Origin of the sequence: Salinicola sp. MH3R3-1, assembly GCF_001937155.1 — a bacterium.
GTDB lineage: Bacteria > Pseudomonadota > Gammaproteobacteria > Pseudomonadales > Halomonadaceae > Salinicola > Salinicola halophyticus.
Genome location: NZ_MSDP01000005.1, coordinates 153,468 through 174,289, shown reverse-complemented (window position 1 = coordinate 174,289; position 20,822 = coordinate 153,468). Strand labels below are relative to the sequence as shown.

Genomic DNA, 20,822 nt, shown 5'->3' with positions numbered 1-20,822 from the left:
CCCTACAATGCCGCGTCCTCGCCATCGGCCCTGGCGCACACCGGCCCTTATGCGCAATGGAGACACCATGACCCTGCGTCTGTTCCCCGAATGGCACCCGCAAGACGCCATTCAACTGACCTGGCCGACCCCGACCAGTGACTGGGCGCCGCTGCTCGAGCATATCGAGGCGACGCTTGAAGCGATGGTCGTGGCGATCACCCGCTATCAGCCGGTGCTGATCGGCGTGCACGACGAAGCGCAGCACGAACGTCTGAGCGCGCGTTTTCAAGCGCTCGGTGTCGAGGCCGAGCGGCGCCATCTGGTGGTGGTGGCAAGCGATGATACCTGGGCGCGGGATCATGGCCCGATCGCCATCGAGCGCAACGGCTCGATCGAACTGCTCGACTACGTCTTCACCGGCTGGGGCGGCAAGTTCGCCGCCGCGCGCGACGATGCCCTGACCCGGGCACTCGCCGCGCAGCAGGTCTTCGCCGCGCCGGTAGTCTCTCAGGACTTGATACTCGAAGGGGGCGCCATCGACACCGATGGCGAAGGTACGCTGCTCACCACCAGCGCCTGCCTGCTCAATCCCAATCGCAACCCGAGCCTGGACCGCGAGGCCATCGAAGACCACCTCGCACAACGACTGGGTATATCCCGTGTGCTGTGGCTCGAGCACGGCCATCTGGAGGGCGACGATACCGATAGCCACATCGACACGCTGGCGCGGTTCTGCGATCCGGCGACGATCGCCTACGTTCGTTGCGACGACCCTCGGGACCCGCATTACGAGGCGCTCTGCGCGATGGAAGCCGAACTCAAGGCTTTCCGGCGCGAGGATGGTTCGCCCTACCGCCTGCTGCCACTGCCTTGGCCCCGGGCGTGTTTCGATCCGGACGACGGCCATCGGCTGCCGGCGACCTATGCCAACTTTCTCATCATCAACGGCGCCGTGCTCGTGCCCACCTACGCTGACGCGGCCGATTTCCGGGCGCTGCAGGTACTCGCCAGCGCCTTCCCGGATCGCGAGGTGATACCGATCGACTGCCGCGCCGTCATTCGTCAGCATGGCAGCCTCCATTGCCTGACCATGCAGCTGCCGCGCGGTGCGCTGAACCCCGCGCCGTTCCAGGATTAAGGAGAGACGATGTCCAAGACACTCAAGGTCGGTCTGGTACAACAGCAGGCCTGGCCGGAAAAACAGCGTAGCCTCGAAGCCAGCGAAGCCGGTATCCGCGAGCTCGCCGCCCAGGGCGCCGAACTGGTACTGCTGCAGGAACTGCACGCTACCCACTACTTCTGTCAGTGCGAAGACACCGATCTTTTCGATCTCGCCGAGCCGCTGGACGGGCCCACCGGCCAGAAGCTGGCCGGACTCGCCCGCGAGCTCGATATCGTCATCGTCGGCTCGATCTTCGAGCGTCGCGCTGCCGGTCTCTATCACAACACCGCCATCGTGCTGGATCGTGCCAAGGGTCGGGTCGGCCATTACCGAAAGATGCATATCCCCGATGACCCGGGCTTCTACGAGAAGTTCTACTTCACGCCCGGCGACGAGGATGCCGAACAGGGATTCGAACCGATCGATACCTCCGTCGGCCGCCTAGGCGTACTGGTGTGCTGGGATCAGTGGTACCCGGAAGCCGCACGTCTGATGGCGTTGGCGGGTGCCGAGCTGTTGCTGTACCCCACCGCGATCGGCTGGACGCCATCCGACGAGCCGGCCGAAAAACAGCGCCAGAAAGATGCCTGGACACTGATCCAGCGCTCCCACGGTGTCGCCAACGGCCTGCCGGTCATCGTTGCCAATCGGGCTGGCCACGAACCCGATCTCTCCGGCGTCGGCGAAGGCATCGACTTCTGGGGCGGCAGTTTCGTCTGCGGCCCTCAGGGCGAGCTGCTGGCCCATGCCGGCGAGGCGAGTGAAAACCGGCTCGTCGAGGTCGATCTGGCACGCAGCGAAGACGTCCGCCGCATCTGGCCCTACCTGCGAGATCGCCGCATCGATGCCTACGGCGACCTGACCCGCCGCTACCGCGACCGCTAGGCCTGCGATACCGACTTCTAGGTCGAGTCGCACTGGCGGCAACGCCCCACGTCGTCCCTGCTACTGCCGGGATGACGTCGGCGCGCTTTGCATCCCCTGCCCAACGATTCCCCGAGCATCGGGCATAAATAGCTAGCCAGGGCCAACTGGACAAAACAGCCAAGATAACGGTATAAAATGGCGTTCACTTTCAGGGGCGCATCATGGAACTGCAGTATTGCTTGCTGGCCGAGCTGGAGTCCGACTTCGATCGGTTGATCGATGCCGTCGAGCATCTGGCGACGACGTACGCCGAGCGGCCGACGCCCGCTTGGGCATTGGGCGAGTCGAGCGTCGATGCACCCTGGTTGCGTCGCGCACTGACCGACTTCTGGTATCAGGATGGACAGGACGGACGCGAGACACGCAACTACATCGGCGTGATCGCCGCCGGCCCGGCGCTCATGGAAGCCGTTGCCGCGGTGAATCTCGGTAAAGCTCGCTTTGGCGCGACACTCAAGCACATACGCCAGTCCGCGCCCCGACTGATTCCCGAAATCAAGGCCGTGCTGCCCTTCCGGCATCCGGTCCTGCACGATCATCTGCGCGGCCAGGGGCTGGCTCGCCTGCATCTCAAACAGTGCTGGCGCCAGCTTCCGGTCGCCGACGCCCCGCTCTCCCGCGTCCGGCTGGCGTGGTACACCAGCGGGCGCTCGATCAAACGCTTGAGCGTTGCCGAAGCAGAGGCCAAGCTCAAACAGATGGACACATCGGCCGCGCACATCCAGATTCAGCTGCGCAAACTCGGCGATATCCCGGACAGCGAGCCTCTAGCCCAGATCCAGCAGCAGGCGCCAGTGATGCGAGCCAATCTGTTTTTCCGTGAGGCGCTGGAAGATGGTCGCATGCGGCGGGCCATGAACCTGCCGCTGCCGCTGTTCATTCCGGATCCGGCGTTGAAGCTGCCCCATCTCAATGATCCGCCGGTCAAGCCGCCGACCACCCGGACCCGCGCCAAACGCTCCGATCAGCGCCTCGAGGATGATGTCTTCCTGAAAAGCCTTCGAGTCTATCGCTACCGCGATCCAGCACTACAGATCGCCATCGACCATCAACGCAAAGACGAGGCTATCGATCGGGGATGACTACAGCGGTCGTGAACGATGCCTCTTGGGCATGACGTACAGAGCGCCGGCGATGTGATGGTCTTTGAAGTGCGATCTCTGAAATCCAGCCCCTGAATCCAACGCTTGGGTGAAGGCGTCCGATTCAGGGGGCGGCGGGAGATTAACTCAGAGCGTTCGACTTGGAACAATCGACTCAAACCGCTCGACTCAGAACGCTCGATTCAGAACAGGCGATTCAGGCCGTTCTGGGCGGCGATTCGGTACGCCTCGGCCATGGTGGGGTAATTGAACGTCGTATTGATGAAGTAGCGCAGCGTATTGGCCTTGCCCTTCTGCTGCATGATCGCCTGGCCGATATGCACGATCTCCGAGGCCTGGTCGCCGAAACAGTGGATACCCAGGATTTCCAGTGTCTCGCGATGGAACAGAATCTTGAGCATTCCGGCGGTATCGCCGGTGATCTGCGCCCGCGCGGTATCCTTGAAGAACGCCTGGGCCACTTCGTAAGGCACTTTGGCCTCGGTCAGTTCGCGCTCGGTCTTGCCCACGGAGCTGATCTCGGGAATCGTGTAGATCCCGGTGGGAATATCGTCGACGAACCGAAAGTCCTCGCCCAGAAATTCGTCGCTGGCGCTGCGACCCTGATCGTAGGCTGCACTGGCCAGACTCGGCCAGCCGATCACGTCCCCGACCGCGTAGATATGCGGGATCGAGGTGCGATAGTGATCGTCGACCTGGAGCTGGCCGCGACCGTTGGCCTCCAGGCCAATATTCTCGAGTCCAAGTTCATCGGTGTTGCCGGTGCGCCCGTTGGCCCACAGGAAAGCATCGGCACGCAGGCGCTTGCCCGACTTGAGGTTGACCACCACCCCCGCCTCGTCGCCTTCGACGCTCTGGTATTCCTCGTTGTGGCGAATCAGCACGCCGTAATTGCGCAGCTCATAGGAGAGCGCATCGCTGATTTCGTCGTCGAGGAAGGAGAGCAGACGGTCGCGATTATCGATCAAATCGACCTTGACGCCGAGACCGGAAAAGATCGAGGCATATTCCGAGCCGATCACGCCGGCACCGTAGATGATCAGCGTGCGTGGCGTATGCGACAGCCCCAGAATGGTGTCCGAGCAGTAGATGCGCGGATGGCGAAAATTGACATCGGCCGGACGGTACGGCCGCGAACCGGTGGCGATCACGAACTGCGGCGCGCTGAGCTCTTCCGATCCCTCATGATTGTCCCGGATCACCACGGTATGCTCGTCGCGGAAATGCGCGACGCCGAAGAACAGATCGATCCGATTACGGGCGTAGAACTTGGTACGCAGCTCGACCTGCTGGTCGATCGTCACGCGCGAACGCTCAAGCACCTTGGGAAAGGAGAACCAGCGCGGCTCGCCGATATCGCGGAACATGCGGTTGGTGTTGAACTGCATGATCTGCTTGACCTGATGCCTCAGGGCCTTGGAAGGAATAGTGCCCCAGTGGGTGCAGTTACCGCCGACCGAAGACTGCTTTTCGATGATCGCAACGCGCTTGCCATGCTTCGCCGCATTGATCGCGGCGCTTTCGCCCGCGGGGCCCGAGCCAATGACCACGAGGTCATAGTTGTGAACTGCCATTTGCTTCGCCTACTCCTTACCCGATGGCTGGTACGATCTTATGAGCTCGTGACGTCAACAAGCGCCCCCGGTCTTTCCGGCGCTCAACGCTTGACGGCGTTGTAGCCCAGGTCCGCGCCGCGGTTTTCATCGCTGCGGCGACGAGCGCCGACGACATTCTTGCGGCTCTCTTCCTCGCAGACTTCGTCGTTACCGCCGCAGATCTCGCAGCCGCTCTTGAGTCCGAGCGTATTGAGACCGCCACAGGATCCGGCGATGGGCTTGTTTCCGAGGATGACGCCAATCGCCATGCCGGCTACCAGCAGCAGCATGATGGCAAAGGCCAGAATCCAGATCGTCATGACTGATTCTCCTTGTCCGAATCTTTGAAATAACCTTGAAACGCCGTGGAGACCCGCGTCTCGAAGCCTTCCGCCGTCTTGACGACGAGATAGACCGCCAGGTTCTCGCGCTCCGCCAGGGCGTAGCCCGCATCGGGACCCAACACGTCGATTGCCGTGGCCAGCGCATCGGCCGTCATGCAATCCGAAGTGATGACCGTCACCGAAACCAGATGGTGCGTGATCGGCCGCCCGGTTCGCGGATCGATGGTGTGCGAGTAGCGTTTGCCATCGCTTTCGAAATAGTTGCGATAGTCGCCCGAGGTCGCCACCGCCGAGTCGTCAAGTTCAATGATACGCTGCACGCTACGTTCATTCGAGACCGGTTTTTCCACTGCGATTCGCCACTTCTCATTACCTGGCTTATCGCCGCGCGTTCGAATCTCGCCACCGACTTCGACCAGGTAACGATCCACGTCGAGATCGTCCAGCGCCCGGGCGGCCGCATCGACGCCGTAGCCCTTGGCGATGCCGGATAGATCGACGTAGACCGGCTTGGTCTTGGTCAGCCGATTGCCATCGAGTTCGAGCGCCTTGTAGTCGACTTCCTTCAACGCCTTGGCGATATCATCGTCGGCGGGCACTCGATCAGGGTGCCGGTCCGGCCCGAAACCCCACAGATTGACCGCAGCGCCGACCGTGACGTCGAAGGCGCCATTGGACATGTCGCCCACGCGAATCGCCTCTCGGACGACTTCTGCCGTCTGCGGCGACAGTTCGAAAGGCTTCCCCACCGGCGACTGATTGAAGCGGGACAGTTCGGAATCGGGTTTGTAGGTCGACATCAGGTGGTCGACATGGTGCAGCGCATCCTTGACCGACTGTTCGATCCGGGCCAGCTGCTCATCGTCGTAATCACCGTAGAAGGTGATATGGAATCCGGTGCCGAAGATCGGGCCTTCCAGCCGATAGGACTGAGGTTCGCGCTCGCACCCGGTCAGCAGTGCGAATAGCAACAGGGCCAATCCCAGAAGGATCGGCCCTGTTACTCGGCGCTCGAGCCGTGGGATCATCCGCCGAAATCGTCCAGCATGATGTTTTCGGGTTCGACGCCCAGATCGGTCAGCATCTTGATCACCGAGGCATTCATCATCGGCGGCCCGCACATGTAGTACTCGCAGTCTTCGGGAGCCGGGTGATCCTTGAGATAGTTCTCGTAGAGCACGTTGTGGATGAACCCGGTAGCGCCTTCCCAGTTGTCTTCCGGCTGCGGGTCCGACAGTGCCAGGTGCCATTCGAAGTTCTCGAATTCCTCGGCAAGCTGATCGTACTCTTCGTTGTAGAACGTCTCCCGCCAGGAGCGCGCGCCGTACCAGAACGACATCTTGCGCGAAGACTCAAGCCGCTTGAGCTGGTCGAAGATGTGGCTGCGCATCGGCGCCATGCCCGCACCGCCACCGATGAAGATCATCTCTGCCTCGGTATCCTTGGCGAAGAACTCCCCGAACGGCCCCATCACAGTGACCTTGTCACCCGGCTTCAGACCGAACACGTAGGTCGACATCAGCCCCGGCGGATGGCTCGACTTCGGCGGTGGCGTCGCGATACGAATATTGAACTTGAGAAGCCCTTTCTCCTCGGGATAGTTCGCCATCGAATAGGCGCGGATCACCTCTTCGTCGCTCTTGTGGTAGACATTGAACAGGCCGAACTTCTCCCAGTCGCCGCGATACTCCTCCTCGATATCGAAGTCGGAGAACTTGACGTCGTAGGGCGGCGCCACCAGCTGGACGTAGCCACCGGCACGGAAAGCCACTTCTTCACCTTCCGGAAGCTTGAGATTCAGCTCCTTGATGAACGTGGCGACATTGGGATTCTCGGTAACCTCGCACTCCCATTTCTTGACGCCGAAGACCTCGTCGGGAACGCGAATCTTCATGTCCTGCTTGACCGGCACCTGGCAGGAGAGACGCCATCCTTCCTTTCTCTCGCGCAGCGTGAAGTGCGACTCTTCGGTCGGCAGAATCGAGCCGCCGCCGTCGCTCACCTGACACTTGCACTGCGCGCAGGAACCGCCGCCGCCGCATGCCGACGAGAGAAAGATGCCGTTGGCTGCCAAGGTCTGGAGCAGCTTGCCTCCGGCCTGAGTCGTTACCGTATTGTCGGGATCGCCGTTGATCTCGATCGCCACGTCACCGCTACTGACCAGCCGGCTGCGCGCGGCCAGAATGACCGCTACCAACCCCAGCACGATCACGGTGAACATGACGACGCCGAGCACGATGATGGATGTATCGACCATGTCGGATTCCTATTTCCTTGTTGCGTTGACGTCGTTGCCCCGAGCCAAGCGCTGCCTTGACTTCAGAGCTGAATGCCGGAGAAGGACATGAAGCCCAACGACATCAGACCCGCCGTGATGAAGGTAATGCCGAGGCCCTGCAGGCTACCCGGCACATCGCTGTACTTGAGCTTCTCACGGATGCCCGCCAACGCCATGATCGCCAGCGCCCAGCCGGCACCGGCGCCCGCACCGTAGACCACCGACTCGCCGAAAGTGTAGTCGCGCTGCACCATGAACAGCGATGCGCCCATGATCGCGCAGTTGACGGTAATCAACGGCAGGAATACACCCAGCGCGTTGTAGAGCGAGGGCACGAATTTATCGAGGAACATCTCCAGAATCTGGACGATCGCCGCGATGACACCGATATAGCTCAACAGCCCCAGGAAGCTGAGATCGATATTCTCGGCACCCTCGAGACCGGTCCAGGTAAGAGCGCCCGCTTTCAGCAGATAGGTCAGAATCAGGTTGTTGACCGGCACGGTGATCGTCAGCACCACCACGACCGCGATACCCAGGCCAATAGCCGAAGATATCTTCTTGGAAACGGCCAGAAAGGTACACATGCCCAGGAAGAACGCCAGCGCCATGTTCTCGACGAAGACCGCCTTCACGAACAGGCTGAGATAGTGCTCAAACATTAGCGGTCTCCTTGATCTTGGCCTTGCTGTTGGCAACGATTCGGTACTCGGTCTTCTCGACCTGCTCCGGGTTGAGCGAACGCAAAATCCAGATCAGCAGCCCGATGACGAAGAACGCGGACGGCGGCAGCAGCATCAGCCCGTTGGGCACGTACCAGCCGCCATTCTGGACGGTCGGCAGGATCGTCAGACCGAACACGCTACCGGAACCCAGCAGTTCGCGGATGAAGCCGACGATCAGCAGAATCACCGCATAACCGAGGCCGTTGCCGACACCGTCCAGGAAGCTCATCACCGGGCCGTTCTGCATGGCGTAGGCTTCGGCGCGCCCCATGACGATACAGTTGGTGATGATCAACCCGACGAACACCGACAGCTGCTTGGACATGTCATAGGCATAGGCCCGCAGGACCTGATCGACCACGATGACCAGCGAGGCGATGATGGTCATCTGCACGATGATCCGGATCGACGAGGGAATGTGATTGCGGATCAGCGAGACGAACATGCTGGAAAAGGCCGTCACGGCGATGACCGCCAGCCCCATGACCAGCGACACGCTCATCGAGTTGGTCACCGCCAGGGCCGAACAGATCCCCAGCACCTGCAGGGCAATGGGGTTGTTCTTGAAGACCGGTGACAGGACGATGTCTTTTACGGAGTCCGTAGCCATCTTCACGCTCCTCCTTGGGAATCGCCGTGGAATCGGGCGAGATAGGGGGCATAGCCGCCTTCGCTCAGCCAGAACCGCAACATGTTGGTGACACCTCGACTGGTGAGCGAGGCTCCGGACAGCGCATCGACTTCATATTCGCCGCTGGCACCGCCTTTCACGAGTTGAATCTGAGGATCCTGGAAATCGCCGTCCTCGTAGATCTTCTTGCCTTCCCACTTGGCCTTCCAGCGCGGATTGTCGACCTCGCCGCCGAGTCCCGGCGTCTCCGACTGGTCGTAATAGGATAGACCCACGATGGTATTGCCATCACCCCGCACGGACAAGAAGCCCTCCATCAGCCCCCACAACCCCTGGCCGCGGATCGGCATGACGATCTGCTCCGGGTCATCGGGGTTACCGACCAGATAGACCGTGGAGAAATTCTCCTGACGGCCGATACCGGCGATATCGTCGTCGCCCGACAGCGTGCGCGAGGTCGCGGGATCCCTGGCGGCATCGAACTGATCGTAGCTGCCCGGATCCAGATCCTCGGAATATTCGCCGGTCTCGAGATTGACCACGCGCGGCGTGATCAGCTCGGCGTACTTCTCTTCGACGTCGTCACCCGGCTTGTAGAGCTGGGTCACCTGTAGAATGTTGCTCTTGCGATCGAGCTCCTGATTCTGCACCTGCTTCGGCTTGAGAACCACGGCAGCGGAAGAGACGACCACCGAGCAGATCACACAGAGTGAGAACGCGACGATCAGCGTCTTCTTGATCGAGTTGTTGCTCGCCATCAGACAGCCTCCTTCTCGGCGGGCGCCAGCGCGGCCAGGCGTTTGCGACGACGCTTGACGTTGGCCTGCACGAAGATGTGATCAATCAGCGGCGCGAACAGATTGGCAAACAGGATGGCCAGCATGATGCCCTCGGGGAATGCCGGATTGACGACGCGAATCAGTATCGTCATCACGCCGATCAGCGCACCGAAGATCAGCTTGCCACGATTGGTCATCGACGCCGACACCGGATCGGTCGCCATGAACACCATGCCGAAGGCAAATCCGCCCAGCACCAGATGCCAGTACCACGGCATCGCGAACATCGGATTGCTGTCGGAGCCAACCAGATTGAACAGCGAGGCAGTGAAGATCATGCCGAGCATGACACCCGCCATGATGCGCCAGGACGCGATCCGCGTCAGCAGCAGCACCGCCGCGCCGATCAGGATCGCCAGCGTCGAGGTTTCCCCCACGGAGCCCTGGATGAAGCCGAAGAAAGCATCCCACCAGCTGTACTGCTGATGCAGCCCGTCCATACCGTTGAGCGAGGCGTTGGACAGTGCCGTGGCGCCGGTAAAGCCGTCGGCAGGCACCCATACGCTGTCGCCGGAGATCTGCGCCGGATAAGCGAAGTAGAGGAAGGCACGCCCGGTCAGTGCCGGGTTTAGGAAGTTCTTGCCGGTGCCACCGAAGATTTCCTTGCCGATCACCACACCGAAGCTGATGCCGAGTGCCACCTGCCACAGCGGAATCGTCGCCGGCAGGGTCAGCGCGAACAGTACCGAGGTGACGAAGAACCCCTCGTTGACTTCGTGGCCACGCTTGACGGCGAACAGCACTTCCCAGAAACCGCCCACCAGGAAGGTCACCAGATAGATCGGCAGGAAGTAGGTCGCGCCCAGCACGAAGTTGGCCCAGATGCTGCCGGGATCATGGCTTCCCGCCAACGCCATGGTCAGGACTTCACGCCAGCCGCCGATCGCGCTGAAGCCGTCGGCGATGGCCAGGTTGGCCTGATAGCCGGCGTTGTACATGCCGAAGAACATCGCCGGGAACGTGCAGGCCCAGACCGTGATCATGATGCGTTTCAGGTCGATCCCGTCGCGCACGTGGGTCATGCTCTTGGTGACGCTGGGCGGCGAATAGAAAATCGTATCGACCGCCTCATACAGGGCATAGAACTTCTCGTACTTGCCGCCCTTCTCGAAATGAGGCTCCAGCTTGTCGAGCGTATTGCGAATCCCCATCATCAGGCCTCTTTCTCGATCATGGTCAGGTTGTCGCGCAGGATGGGACCGTACTCATACTTGCCCGGGCACACATAGGTGCACAGCGAAAGGTCTTCCTCATCCAGCTCCAGGCAGCCGAGCTCCATGGCCGCTTCGATATCGCCGACGATCAAGGCACGCAACAGCTGCGTCGGCATGATGTCCAGCGGCATCACCTTCTCGTAGGCGCCAATCGGCACCATCGCACGCTCGGAGCCGTTGGTCGACGTATTGGGCGCGTAGTTGGGCAGGCCCAGGAATTGAGAAACATAGATTCCCATGACCGAATGGCGGTTGCGACCTGGCGACAGCCAGCCCATGAACGCGCGCTTGTTGCCCTCTTCCAGCAGCGAGAACTGGCGATGGAAACGGCCCAGAAACTGGCGACTGCCCTCGCACTGGGTACCGCCGAAGATGGACCCGGAGATGACGCGCGTATCCTCCGGCTTCTCGATCTCGCCTTCGAGCAGCTCTTCGCTGCTGGCGCCCAGACGCGTCCGCACCAGGCGCGGATTGGTAGCTCGCGGCCCGCCGATGGCGATCACGCGGGTCGGATCGAAACGGCCTTCGGCGAAAAGCTTGCCGATGGCGATCACGTCCTGGCAGTCGAGATGCCACACCTGACGCTGCAGACCGACCGGCGACAGATAGTGAATATGCGTACCCACCAGCCCCGCCGGATGCAGCCCTTCGAAGCCCTCGGCCTGCACCCCTTCCAGATCGTCGCCCGGCAGTTGAGCGTTGCCACGACGAGTCACGAAAACCTTGCCCGGCGTCAGATGGCGGATCACCTCGAGTCCGTGGCGGAAAGCGTCACTGTCGGCATCGATGATCAGCTTGGGATCGGCCGCCAGCGGGTGCGTGTCGATCGCGGTCACGAAGATATCCGCAGGCACCGCGTCGAGTGCCGGCACCCGCGAGAAAGGCCGAGTACGCAGCGCCGTCCAGAAGCCGGATTCGACCAGCTGATCGACGACCTGCTGCCTCGAGAGCGAGGACAAACCGTCCGCCCCGTAGGCCGTGAACGTCTCGCTCTGCTCTTCCTCGTCGAGCTTGATGACCACCGACAACAGGCGACGCTTCTCGCCACGATGGATGGCGACCACTTCACCAGCGCCCGGCGCGGTAAAGCGAACGCCCGCCACTTTCTTGTCGCTGAACAACACCTGGCCCCGCTTTACGCGATCGCCCTCGCGGACCTCCATGGTCGGCCTCATGCCGACGTAATCGGACCCGAGCAGCGCGACGTGGCGCACGGCGCGCCCCTCGTCGAGACGCTGTTCGGGCGCCCCGGCGACGGGAAGGTCCAGGCCTCGTTTGACTTCGATCATAGTCTCGCCCAGTTGTCGAATCTGATGGCAATAAGGAAAAAGGTTCGACGGACGTCAAGCATGTCCTCTCAGCGGCACCCAAGGAAGCGGCAACAGGAGAAGACCTCACGGAATCCGAAGACTTTTCTTATCAGAAAGGGTGACTTCCATGGTCCTGGAACTCGATGGACCACGCCGAAAAACGCGCACCAGTATAATGATCCGGGCCGCGGAAGACTACTCGCCCACATGCCACCCCGGCTGCCGGATAACGAAAAAGTCTCGACATCGCCGAGACTTTTTAGACTAAAGTTTAATGGACGAGTCAAGCCGTGGCGGGGAGATACCGGTGGCAGACGCGCGACATGTACTGCAGGATCCTCACCACCTGGCAGCTGTAACCGAACTCGTTGTCATACCACACGTAGAGCACCGCCTGCTTGCCGTCGGCGATGGTCGCCTTGGCGTCCAGGATCCCCGCATGACGGTTGCCGACAAAGTCCGATGACACCACTTCCGGCGAATCGACGTAGTCGATCTGCTTGTGCATCGGCGAGTGCAGCGCCATCTGGCGAAGATACTCGTTGAGCGCCACGCGGTCGGTCTCCCTCTCCAGCGACAGGTTCAGAATCGCCATCGAGACGTTGGGTGTCGGCACCCGAATCGCGTTCCCCGTCAACTTGCCCGCCAGCGCCGGCAACGCCTTGGCGACCGCCTTGGCCGCACCGGTCTCGGTCAGCACCATGTTGAGAGGCGCACTGCGGCCGCGACGATCACCCTTATGGTAATTGTCGATCAGGTTCTGGTCGTTGGTATAGGAGTGCACGGTCTCGACGTGGCCGTGCAAGATGCCGAACTCGTCGTCGATCGCTTTCAGCACCGGCACGATGGCGTTGGTCGTGCACGACGCCGCCGAGACGATGCGGTCGTCTTCGCCGATGGTCTGGTGGTTGATACCGTGAACGATGTTCTTGAGATCGCCCTTGCCCGGTGCCGTCAGCAGCACCTTGGCCACGCCTTTACACTCCAGGTGCTGTGCCAGCCCTTCCCGGTCGCGCCACTTGCCGGTGTTGTCGACCACGATCGCGTTGTCGATGCCATAGGCGGTGTAATCGATCTCGGCCGGCGAATCGGCATAGATGATCCGGATATAATGGCCGTTGGCGATCAGTGCGTGGTTGTCATGATCGATATCGATCGAGCCGGAGAACGGGCCGTGGACCGAATCGCGGCGCAGCAGGCTGGCCCGTTTTTCGAGGTCGTCGCCGCTGCCGCGTACGACGATGGCCCGCAGCCGCAGCAGATTTCCGCCGCCGGCCTTCTCGATCATGATCCGGGCCAGAATGCGGCCGATACGTCCGAAGCCGTAGAGCACCACGTCCTGCGGCTCGCCGCCCATGCCGCCGCTGTCGTGCCCGCCGACGATATCGGCCAGCTCGCGCTCGAGAAACGCCACGACGTCGGTTTCATCGGAATTCTTGAACGCCACCCCCAACCGACCGATATCGATATGCGCCGGCCCCAGCTCCATTTCACTCATGGCGCGCACCATCGGCAGCGTCTCGGCGATGGAGAGCTCGGTCCCCTCGACCTTGCGGACATAACGGTGATTCTTGAGGATCCGAGTGACGGAGCGATTGATCAACGAGCGTCCGAATAGCGAAGGAATGACGTTGTACTGACGATAGAGCTTGCCGAGTAGCGGAATCATCTCTTCCGCGCGAGCTTCGTTGTCCTGCCACTCCTGGAAGACGGTATCGAGCTGTTCCTGACTCACAAGCGGGCCTCTCTGGTCGAATGGGCGGGTCGAATTTGGGGGTCGAATTGATCGATCGGGCCGTTGACCAATCCTTGCCGGAAGCGTCGAGCTGGCTAAAAACCCGATTATTATCCGCACTCTACAGAACACACCGCAATCTCCCCGTAGTCGCAGAAGCTGTAGTTTCACTACAAAAGTCGAAGTGAACGACCACGGCGGGAAAACCACGACGGCAGCCGGAATGGCCGAGTCAACAACAAGAAATCGGGCGCGACGTCCCCGGCTCAGCCCCAGCCTGCTATCATCCCCTCACGCAAATTCGTTCTTCGAAAGGCTCATGTCGCACTACACACCGCTCACCCCGCCTCTGCCGACTGGCACGCGCGAAACCCGCTATTGCCAACTGCCCCAGGGAAGCGCCATCGCGCTGACCTTGGCACGTCTGGCAGACGACGCCCCGCTTCTGGTGGTCACCCCGGATACGGCTAGCGCCCAGCGTCTCGAAAGCAACCTGCGCTTCTTCGCCCGGGTGCCGGTGATGCCGTTCCCTGACTGGGAGACGCTGCCCTACGACAGCTTCTCGCCCCACCAGGACATCGTTTCCGAGCGCCTCAGAACGCTGCGGGAACTGCAGGAGGGCACCCAGGGCATCGTGCTGGTTTCGGTCAATACTCTGATGCAGCGCCTGCCGCCGCGGGAATACGTGGCCGGTCGCGTGATGACGCTGGCCACGGGTGATCGACTCGATCGGGAAAGCTTTCGCGAGCGTCTTTCGCGGGCGGGCTACCGGGCGGTGGAAACTGTCTACGAACCTGGCGAGTACGCCATGCGGGGCTCGCTGATCGACCTCTTCCCCATGGGCACGAGCGCGCCGCTGCGCATCGACCTGTTCGACGATGAGATCGACACGCTCCGGCGCTTCGACCCGGACACCCAGCGCACCCAGGACAAGATCGAACGCATCGACCTGCTGCCGGCGCACGAGTACTCGCTATCACGCTCGGCGATCGCCTGCTTTCGCGAAGGTTTCGAGACGCTGTTCGACGTCGATCCGCGGCAGTGCCCGCTGTATGTCGATGCGATCAAGGGCATCCCCTCTCCCGGACTCGAGCAGTACCTGCCGCTGTTCTTCGAGGAGACCGCCACGCTGTTCGAGCATCTAGGCAGCGAGACCCGCATCGCCATGCTTCCCGACGTGTTCGAAGCCGCCGAGCACCACTGGGGTTCGATCGAGGGTCGCTACGAGAACCTTGGCGTCGATCCCACTCGCCCGCTGTTGCCGCCGGCGAAGGCGTTCGTGCCCGCGGCCGAAGTGTTCGCCGCGATCAAGCAGCACCCGCGTCTCGAATTCGTCACCGATCCGGAAACGCGTCACGCCGTCGCCAGCGCGACGCAGCCGCCCCCGGCGGTGGCGATCAATGCCCGGGCCCAACGCCCGCTGGCGACGCTGGAGACGTTCCTCGACGCCCACCGCGATCTGCGCGTTCTGTTCGTCGCCGAGTCTCGCGGGCGCCGAGAGGCCCTCGACGAAGCCCTGGCGCCGCTGCATCGGGATATGCCCCATATCGATGGCTGGCAGGATTTTCTGGACGGCAATCAGTCTTTCGCGATTGCCGAGGGCGCCCTGGACGAAGGGCTGTGGCTTGGCGATCCCAACGTCGCGATCGTCACCGAAACCGAACTCTACGGCGACGTAGTGCGCCAGACGCGTCGCCGCGCCAAGGTCACCGACGACAACGAGCTGGCCGTGCGTCATCTCTCCGAATTACGCCCCGGATCGCCGGTGGTGCACCAGCATCACGGCGTCGGCCGCTACATGGGGCTGGAAATGATCACTGCCGGCGGTCAGGCGGCAGAGTTCCTGGCGCTGGAGTACGCCGGCGGCGCCAAGCTCTACGTCCCGGTCGACAATCTGCAGCTCATCTCCCGCTATGCAGGCGCCAGCGACGAGCTCGCCCCGCTGCATAAACTGGGCTCGGATACCTGGGACAAGGCCCGCAAGAAAGCCGCCGAGAAAATTCGCGACACCGCTGCCGAACTGCTCGATATCTACGCCCGCCGGGAAGCCAGAGAGGGTTTCGCCAGCGATATGCCCGGCGACGAATATCTGCGCTTCGCCGCCAGCTTTCCGTTCGAGGAGACGCCGGATCAGCACGCTGCCATCGAGGCGGTGATCGACGACATGACCGCGCCGCGGCCGATGGATCGAGTCGTCTGCGGCGATGTCGGCTTCGGCAAGACCGAAGTAGCAATGCGCGCCGCGTTCCTCGCGGTCAATTCCGGCCGCCAGGTGGTGGTGCTGGTCCCCACCACCCTGCTGGCCCAGCAGCACTACGACAACTTCCGCGATCGTTTCGCCGACACCGCGGTGCAGATCGAGATGCTGTCTCGTTTCACCGGCGCCAAGGAAGAAACCGACGCGCTGAAGCGCATGGCCGAAGGTCGTGCCGATATCGTGATCGGCACGCACAAGCTGCTCTCAAGATCGGTCAAGCTCTCCAACCTGGGGTTGATGATCATCGACGAAGAGCACCGCTTCGGTGTCGCTCAGAAGGAGCGCCTCAAGCAGCTGCGTGCCGAGGTGGATATCCTGACGCTGACGGCAACGCCGATCCCGCGTACGCTCAACATGGCGATGAACGGCATTCGTGACCTTTCGATCATCGCGACGCCGCCGGCGCGCCGGCTGTCGGTCAAGACGTTCGTCCAGCAGCGCAACGAGCCGGTGGTCAAGGAAGCGCTGCTGCGCGAAATCCTGCGTGGCGGTCAGGTGTACTTCCTGCACAACGAGGTCAGATCGATCGAGGCCAGCGCCGAAAAGATTCGCGAGCTGGTGCCGGAGGCCCGCGTCGGCGTCGCCCACGGTCAGCTTCCCGAACGGGCGCTGGAGCGGGTGATGTCCGACTTCTACCACAAGCGCTTCAACGTGCTGATGTGTTCGACCATCATCGAAACCGGCATCGACGTCCCCAGTGCCAATACCATCATCATCGAGCGGGCCGACAAGTTCGGTCTGGCCCAGCTGCACCAGCTGCGCGGCCGCGTCGGGCGCAGCCACCATCAGGCCTATGCCTATCTGCTGACCCCGCCGCCCAAGGCCATGACCCGGGATGCGATCAAGCGACTCGAAGCCATCACCCAGAGCGACGATCTCGGCGCCGGCTTCACGCTGGCCAGTCACGACATGGAGATCCGCGGCGCTGGCGAGCTACTCGGCGACGAGCAGAGCGGCCAGATGGAAACCGTCGGCTACAGCCTCTACATGCAGATGCTCGATCGCGCGGTGAAGGCGATCCGGGCCGGCAAGACGCCCAATATCGAAGCCCCGCTCGACGAAGGCACCGAGATCAGCCTCAATCTGCCGGCGCTGATTCCGGACGACTACCTGCCGGACATCCAGCAGCGCCTGATCATGTACAAGCGCATCAGTAGTGCGGCCGACGAAGGCGCGCTCAAGGAGCTGCAGGTGGAGATGATCGATCGCTTCGGCCTGCTCCCGCCGCCGCTCAAGACGCTGTTCCGACAGACCCGACTGCGCCAGCGTGCCGAACGGCTCGGCATCGCCAAGCTCGAAGCCGGAGCCGAGCGTGGCCGGGTGATTTTCGGCCCGGACCCGCAGGTCGACCCGATGACGCTGGTCGAACTGATCCAGCGCCACCCCGGCGAGTACAAGCTCGACGGCGCCGACACGCTACGCTTCCATGGCGACATGGAGAAAGCAGAAGATCGCCTCAAGCGTATCGACGGGTTGCTGGAAACCCTCAATCGCAGAGCCAAGGCGGCCTGAAACGTCACTACGGGGCACCCTTAGAAAGCCAGCGATTGTATCGCTGGCTTTTTTATCGCGGCCTTTTACGGCCGAAATCCGGACTCGTCTACCTGCCCCGAATCCGGGCCTATGCCGCCGTCAGCCGAATCCGGGTGATCTCCGCTGGCGCGCCAAAGCGCATCGGCGGCCCCCAGTACCCGGTGCCGCGGCTGGTATAGACCCACATCCGCCCCTCCTTGCCCAGCCCCGCCAGGAATCGGTTGGCGCGTCGGGCCAGCAGGCTCCACGGCCACAGCTGACCGCCATGGGTGTGACCGGAAAGCTGGAGATCGAATCCCGCTTCCGCGGCCTGGGGGGCCGAATTGGGCTGGTGTGCCAGCAATATCCGCGTCATGCCCGAGGGAATATCCCGGGCAGCCGCCGCGGGATCACTTCGATGGCTGGCGACATAATAACCCGCCGACAGATCCGTGATGCCGGCGACGGCTAGTGCCGCGCCGTCATGCTCGACATAGTCGCATTCGTTGATCAGCACGCGCATTCCCAGCCGTCGAAACGCCGCGATCCACGCCTCCGCTTCACTGTAGTACTCGTGGTTGCCGGTCACGCAGAAGGTGCCGTGCCGCGCGTTCAAGCTCGCCAATGGCGCCACGTCATTCTCTAGCTCCGCCACACGACCATCGGTCAGATCGCCGGTGATCGCGACCAGATCCGGCGCCAGCGAATTGACCCGTTCGACGATACGCTGCAGATGGTTGCGCTTGATCGTCGGACCGACGTGCAAGTCACTGAGCTGAACGATGACGAATCCCTCCAGCGCGGGCGGTAAGTCGGCCAGCGGCACCGATATCTCGACCGTGCGCGGCACCCGCCTCGCCTGCCACAGGGCATAGCCGGAGAGCAGAAGCGTCGCCGCCAGCACGATCCAGGCGCTGACGTGAACCGTCAGCGCCGATAAAGCAGCGACCAGACTCCAGCCCACCAGCAGAATGTCGCGCAACAGCGTGAGCTGAAGCAGAAACGAGAACACGCCGGCCATCAATGCCACGGGCCACGCCAGCCAGCGCCCGTTGAGCCAGGTCACTCTCACCACCAGCGGAATCATGATGGCGCTGGCCAGCAGATAGCCGCCGCCGACCAGCCACCCCCAGACTCCCGCCGACAGGTCCGGCAGCAACCGCCAGCCGATGTAGCCGTGAAGCACCAGCAGGAGCAGTCGCAACCGCAGAAAGGATCGGTGATGTCGCAAGCTCAGGCATTCCTTGTATCAAAAGGGCAAAGTATCAAAAGGGCGAAAAATCAGGCATGCCGGAATCCGTTGGGCCGGCCCGTGCCTCAACCAGGAAAGCGCTGAGTCATTCGACGAGCGGCGTCGATCGCAAGGCGATGTCTCGGCGAGGCCGAAGCGGCTCTCCAAAATAGCCGTCGGTGGCGTTGGCCGCAACGCCGGGCGTTGCGCTATCCTCCATGGCCGCGGTGGCGACCCGTGCCACCGCGATTTCACCTGCCTGGAGCCGATGTCCGCATGAGCTATGCCACTGGCCTTTCGCGCCTACCGTTACGCAACGCCGCTTTCATCGCCAGCCTCTGCCTGCTGGTCGTTTCCGTGATTGGGCTAGCATTTTCATCGTACTGGTGGTGGGGCATCGTCGTCTTCGGCGGTCTTTCATGGCTCGGGTTTCACGATACCCGTCAGAAACGCCGCACCGTCAGCCGCAACTATCCAATTCTGGCCCACTGCCGCTACATCCTCGAATCGATCGGCCCCGAAATTCGTCAATACTTTATCCAGTCCGATCTCGACGAGCGCCCGTTCTCCCGGGAACAGCGCGCCGTGGTCTATCAGCGGGCCAAGAACGAGAGCGACAAGAAGCCGTTCGGGTCACTGAGAGACATGTACGCCCCGGGCCACGAATGGATCAACCATTCTCTACGACCTGCCCACATCGACGACAGCGACTTCCGCGTCCAGATCGGTGGCAGCCTTTGCAGCCAGCCCTACTCCGCCAGCGTGTTCAATGTCTCGGCGATGAGTTTCGGCTCGCTTTCCGGCAATGCCATCGAATCGCTCAACGCCGGCGCCCGCAAAGGCCGGTTCTATCATGATACCGGCGAAGGTTCGATCTCCCGTTATCACCGGATTCACGGCGGAGATCTGGTGTGGGAGATCGGCTCCGGCTACTTCGGTTGCCGCCATGACGACGGCAGCTTCAACGAAGAGCGCTTCGCCGCCAACGCCCGCGACGAACAGGTCAAGATGATCGAGATCAAGCTATCGCAGGGCGCGAAACCGGGCCACGGCGGCATCCTGCCCGCCGCCAAGGTGACCGCCGAGATCGCCGAAGCGCGCGAAGTGCCGGTGGGTGAAGACGTGGTCTCCCCGGCCGGTCACAGCGCCTTCTCCACGCCGCTGGAGCTGATGGCATTCATCGGCCGGCTGCGCGAGCTCTCCGGCGGCAAGCCGGTGGGCTTCAAGCTGTCGATCGGCCACCCGTGGGAGTGGTTCGCGATGGTCAAGGCGATGCGCGAGACCGGCCAGCGACCCGACTTCATCGTCGTCGACGGCGGCGAAGGCGGTACGGGTGCGGCGCCGCTAGAGTTCATCAACCGTCTGGGCGTGCCGCTGACGGAGGCCCTGATGCTGGTGCACAACACGCTGGTCGGCGCCGGCCTGCGCGAGGAGATCAAGATCGGCGTCGCCGGCAAGATCACCTCCGGCTTCAACATCGCCCGCACTATGGCGCTGGGCGCCGACTGGTGCAACGCCGCACGCGGCTTCATGTTCTCGCTGGGCTGCATCCAGGCACTCAACTGCCACTCCGACAAGTGCCCCAGCGGCGTGGCGACTCAGGATCCCAGTCGTAGTCGTCACCTGGACGTCGCCGACAAGTCAGAGCGGGTCTACAACTTCCATCACAACACGCTCAAGGGGCTGGCCGAGATGCTGGCCGCGGCAGGTCTTCAACATCCATCGGAACTGGGCCCGGAGCATATCATTCGCCGCGTTTCCGCCGACGAGATCCAGTCCTACGACAAGCTGTTCACCTTCCTGCAGCCGGACGAACTGCTCAACGGCAACAGTCAGCACACAGTGTTCCAGAACTACTGGGAAGAAGCGCGTTCGGACTCCTTTCTGCCCCCGGCCCAGCTCTCCGAGCTACGCTTGACCAAACTGCGCTGAGCGGGCGGTACGGCGCGAAGACACGAAGAGACGAAGAGACGGGGT

General features: G+C 62.2%; 16 protein-coding genes. 5 read left to right on the top strand and 11 right to left on the bottom strand.

Translation table 11 applies throughout. The features are described 5' to 3' along the window. Nucleotides 1–67: 67 nt before the first annotated feature. The 3 genes from BTW08_RS04230 (at nt 68) to BTW08_RS04220 (ending at nt 3,153) form a co-directional block, all read left to right on the top strand. On the top strand, nt 68–1,120 hold the full coding sequence (locus tag BTW08_RS04230) for an agmatine deiminase family protein (protein WP_075561272.1): 1,053 nt from the start codon (nt 68–70) through the stop codon (nt 1,118–1,120). 9 nt (nt 1,121–1,129) lie between these two features. Next, nucleotides 1,130–2,029, top strand: coding sequence for a carbon-nitrogen hydrolase (locus tag BTW08_RS04225; protein ID WP_075561271.1), 900 nt, complete (start codon nt 1,130–1,132; stop codon nt 2,027–2,029). Between the two features lie 203 nt (nt 2,030–2,232). Continuing rightward, nucleotides 2,233–3,153, top strand: coding sequence for a DNA replication terminus site-binding protein (locus BTW08_RS04220; protein WP_075561270.1), 921 nt, complete (start codon nt 2,233–2,235; stop codon nt 3,151–3,153). A gap of 203 nt (nt 3,154–3,356) precedes the next feature. Here the strand turns inward: BTW08_RS04220 and sthA are convergent, their stop codons facing one another. The 10 genes from sthA to BTW08_RS04170 all read right to left on the bottom strand — a co-directional run bounded on the left by sthA (nt 3,357) and on the right by BTW08_RS04170 (nt 13,845). Next, nucleotides 3,357–4,748, bottom strand: a complete 1,392-nt coding sequence (sthA, locus tag BTW08_RS04215; RefSeq protein ID WP_075561269.1) for a Si-specific NAD(P)(+) transhydrogenase — start codon at nt 4,746–4,748, stop codon at nt 3,357–3,359. Nucleotides 4,749–4,831: 83 nt separating this feature from the next. Then, a complete protein-coding gene (gene nqrM, locus BTW08_RS04210; RefSeq protein WP_075561268.1) occupies nt 4,832–5,089 on the bottom strand; it encodes a (Na+)-NQR maturation NqrM in 258 nt (85 codons plus the stop codon). Then, complete coding sequence (locus tag BTW08_RS04205) at nt 5,086–6,141, bottom strand: FAD:protein FMN transferase (protein WP_075561267.1); 1,056 nt, start codon at nt 6,139–6,141, stop codon at nt 5,086–5,088. The genes nqrM and BTW08_RS04205 overlap by 4 nt, the downstream gene beginning before the upstream one ends. After that, nucleotides 6,138–7,370 (bottom strand): NADH:ubiquinone reductase (Na(+)-transporting) subunit F, encoded by a 1,233-nt coding sequence (gene nqrF / locus BTW08_RS04200; RefSeq protein WP_075561266.1) that lies wholly within the window; start codon nt 7,368–7,370, stop codon nt 6,138–6,140. Before nqrF ends, BTW08_RS04205 begins: the two co-directional genes overlap by 4 nt. Nucleotides 7,371–7,432: 62 nt before the next feature. After that, a complete protein-coding gene (gene nqrE / locus BTW08_RS04195; protein ID WP_075561265.1) occupies nt 7,433–8,053 on the bottom strand; it encodes an NADH:ubiquinone reductase (Na(+)-transporting) subunit E in 621 nt (206 codons plus the stop codon). Beyond that, complete coding sequence (locus BTW08_RS04190) at nt 8,046–8,726, bottom strand: NADH:ubiquinone reductase (Na(+)-transporting) subunit D (RefSeq protein ID WP_075561264.1); 681 nt, start codon at nt 8,724–8,726, stop codon at nt 8,046–8,048. Before BTW08_RS04190 ends, nqrE begins: the two co-directional genes overlap by 8 nt. 2 nt (nt 8,727–8,728) lie before the next feature. Further along, nucleotides 8,729–9,508: a Na(+)-translocating NADH-quinone reductase subunit C gene (locus tag BTW08_RS04185; RefSeq protein ID WP_110691923.1), complete on the bottom strand. Its 780-nt coding sequence runs from the start codon at nt 9,506–9,508 to the stop codon at nt 8,729–8,731. Beyond that, nucleotides 9,505–10,740: an NADH:ubiquinone reductase (Na(+)-transporting) subunit B gene (locus BTW08_RS04180; RefSeq protein ID WP_075561262.1), complete on the bottom strand. Its 1,236-nt coding sequence runs from the start codon at nt 10,738–10,740 to the stop codon at nt 9,505–9,507. The genes BTW08_RS04185 and BTW08_RS04180 overlap by 4 nt, the downstream gene beginning before the upstream one ends. Next, entirely contained in the window at nt 10,740–12,089 is a 1,350-nt protein-coding gene (locus BTW08_RS04175; protein ID WP_075561261.1) for a Na(+)-translocating NADH-quinone reductase subunit A, read from the bottom strand. The genes BTW08_RS04180 and BTW08_RS04175 overlap by 1 nt, the downstream gene beginning before the upstream one ends. A 304-nt stretch (nt 12,090–12,393) precedes the next feature. Continuing rightward, nucleotides 12,394–13,845 carry a glyceraldehyde-3-phosphate dehydrogenase gene (locus tag BTW08_RS04170; protein WP_075561260.1) on the bottom strand — a complete coding sequence of 484 codons (1,452 nt, stop codon included), beginning with the start codon at nt 13,843–13,845 and terminating at the stop codon, nt 12,394–12,396. A 319-nt stretch (nt 13,846–14,164) separates the two neighbouring features. Between BTW08_RS04170 and mfd the strand changes: the two genes are divergently transcribed. Then, nucleotides 14,165–17,614: a transcription-repair coupling factor gene (gene mfd / locus BTW08_RS04165; protein ID WP_075561259.1), complete on the top strand. Its 3,450-nt coding sequence runs from the start codon at nt 14,165–14,167 to the stop codon at nt 17,612–17,614. A 109-nt stretch (nt 17,615–17,723) separates the two neighbouring features. Here mfd and BTW08_RS04160 read toward each other — a convergent pair whose 3' ends face one another. Further along, entirely contained in the window at nt 17,724–18,845 is a 1,122-nt protein-coding gene (locus tag BTW08_RS04160) for a metallophosphoesterase (protein WP_210403188.1), read from the bottom strand. Between the two features lie 276 nt (nt 18,846–19,121). Between BTW08_RS04160 and BTW08_RS04155 the strand changes: the two genes are divergently transcribed. Beyond that, nucleotides 19,122–20,777, top strand: a complete 1,656-nt coding sequence (locus BTW08_RS04155) for an FMN-binding glutamate synthase family protein (protein WP_075561257.1) — start codon at nt 19,122–19,124, stop codon at nt 20,775–20,777. Nucleotides 20,778–20,822: the final 45 nt, after the last annotated feature.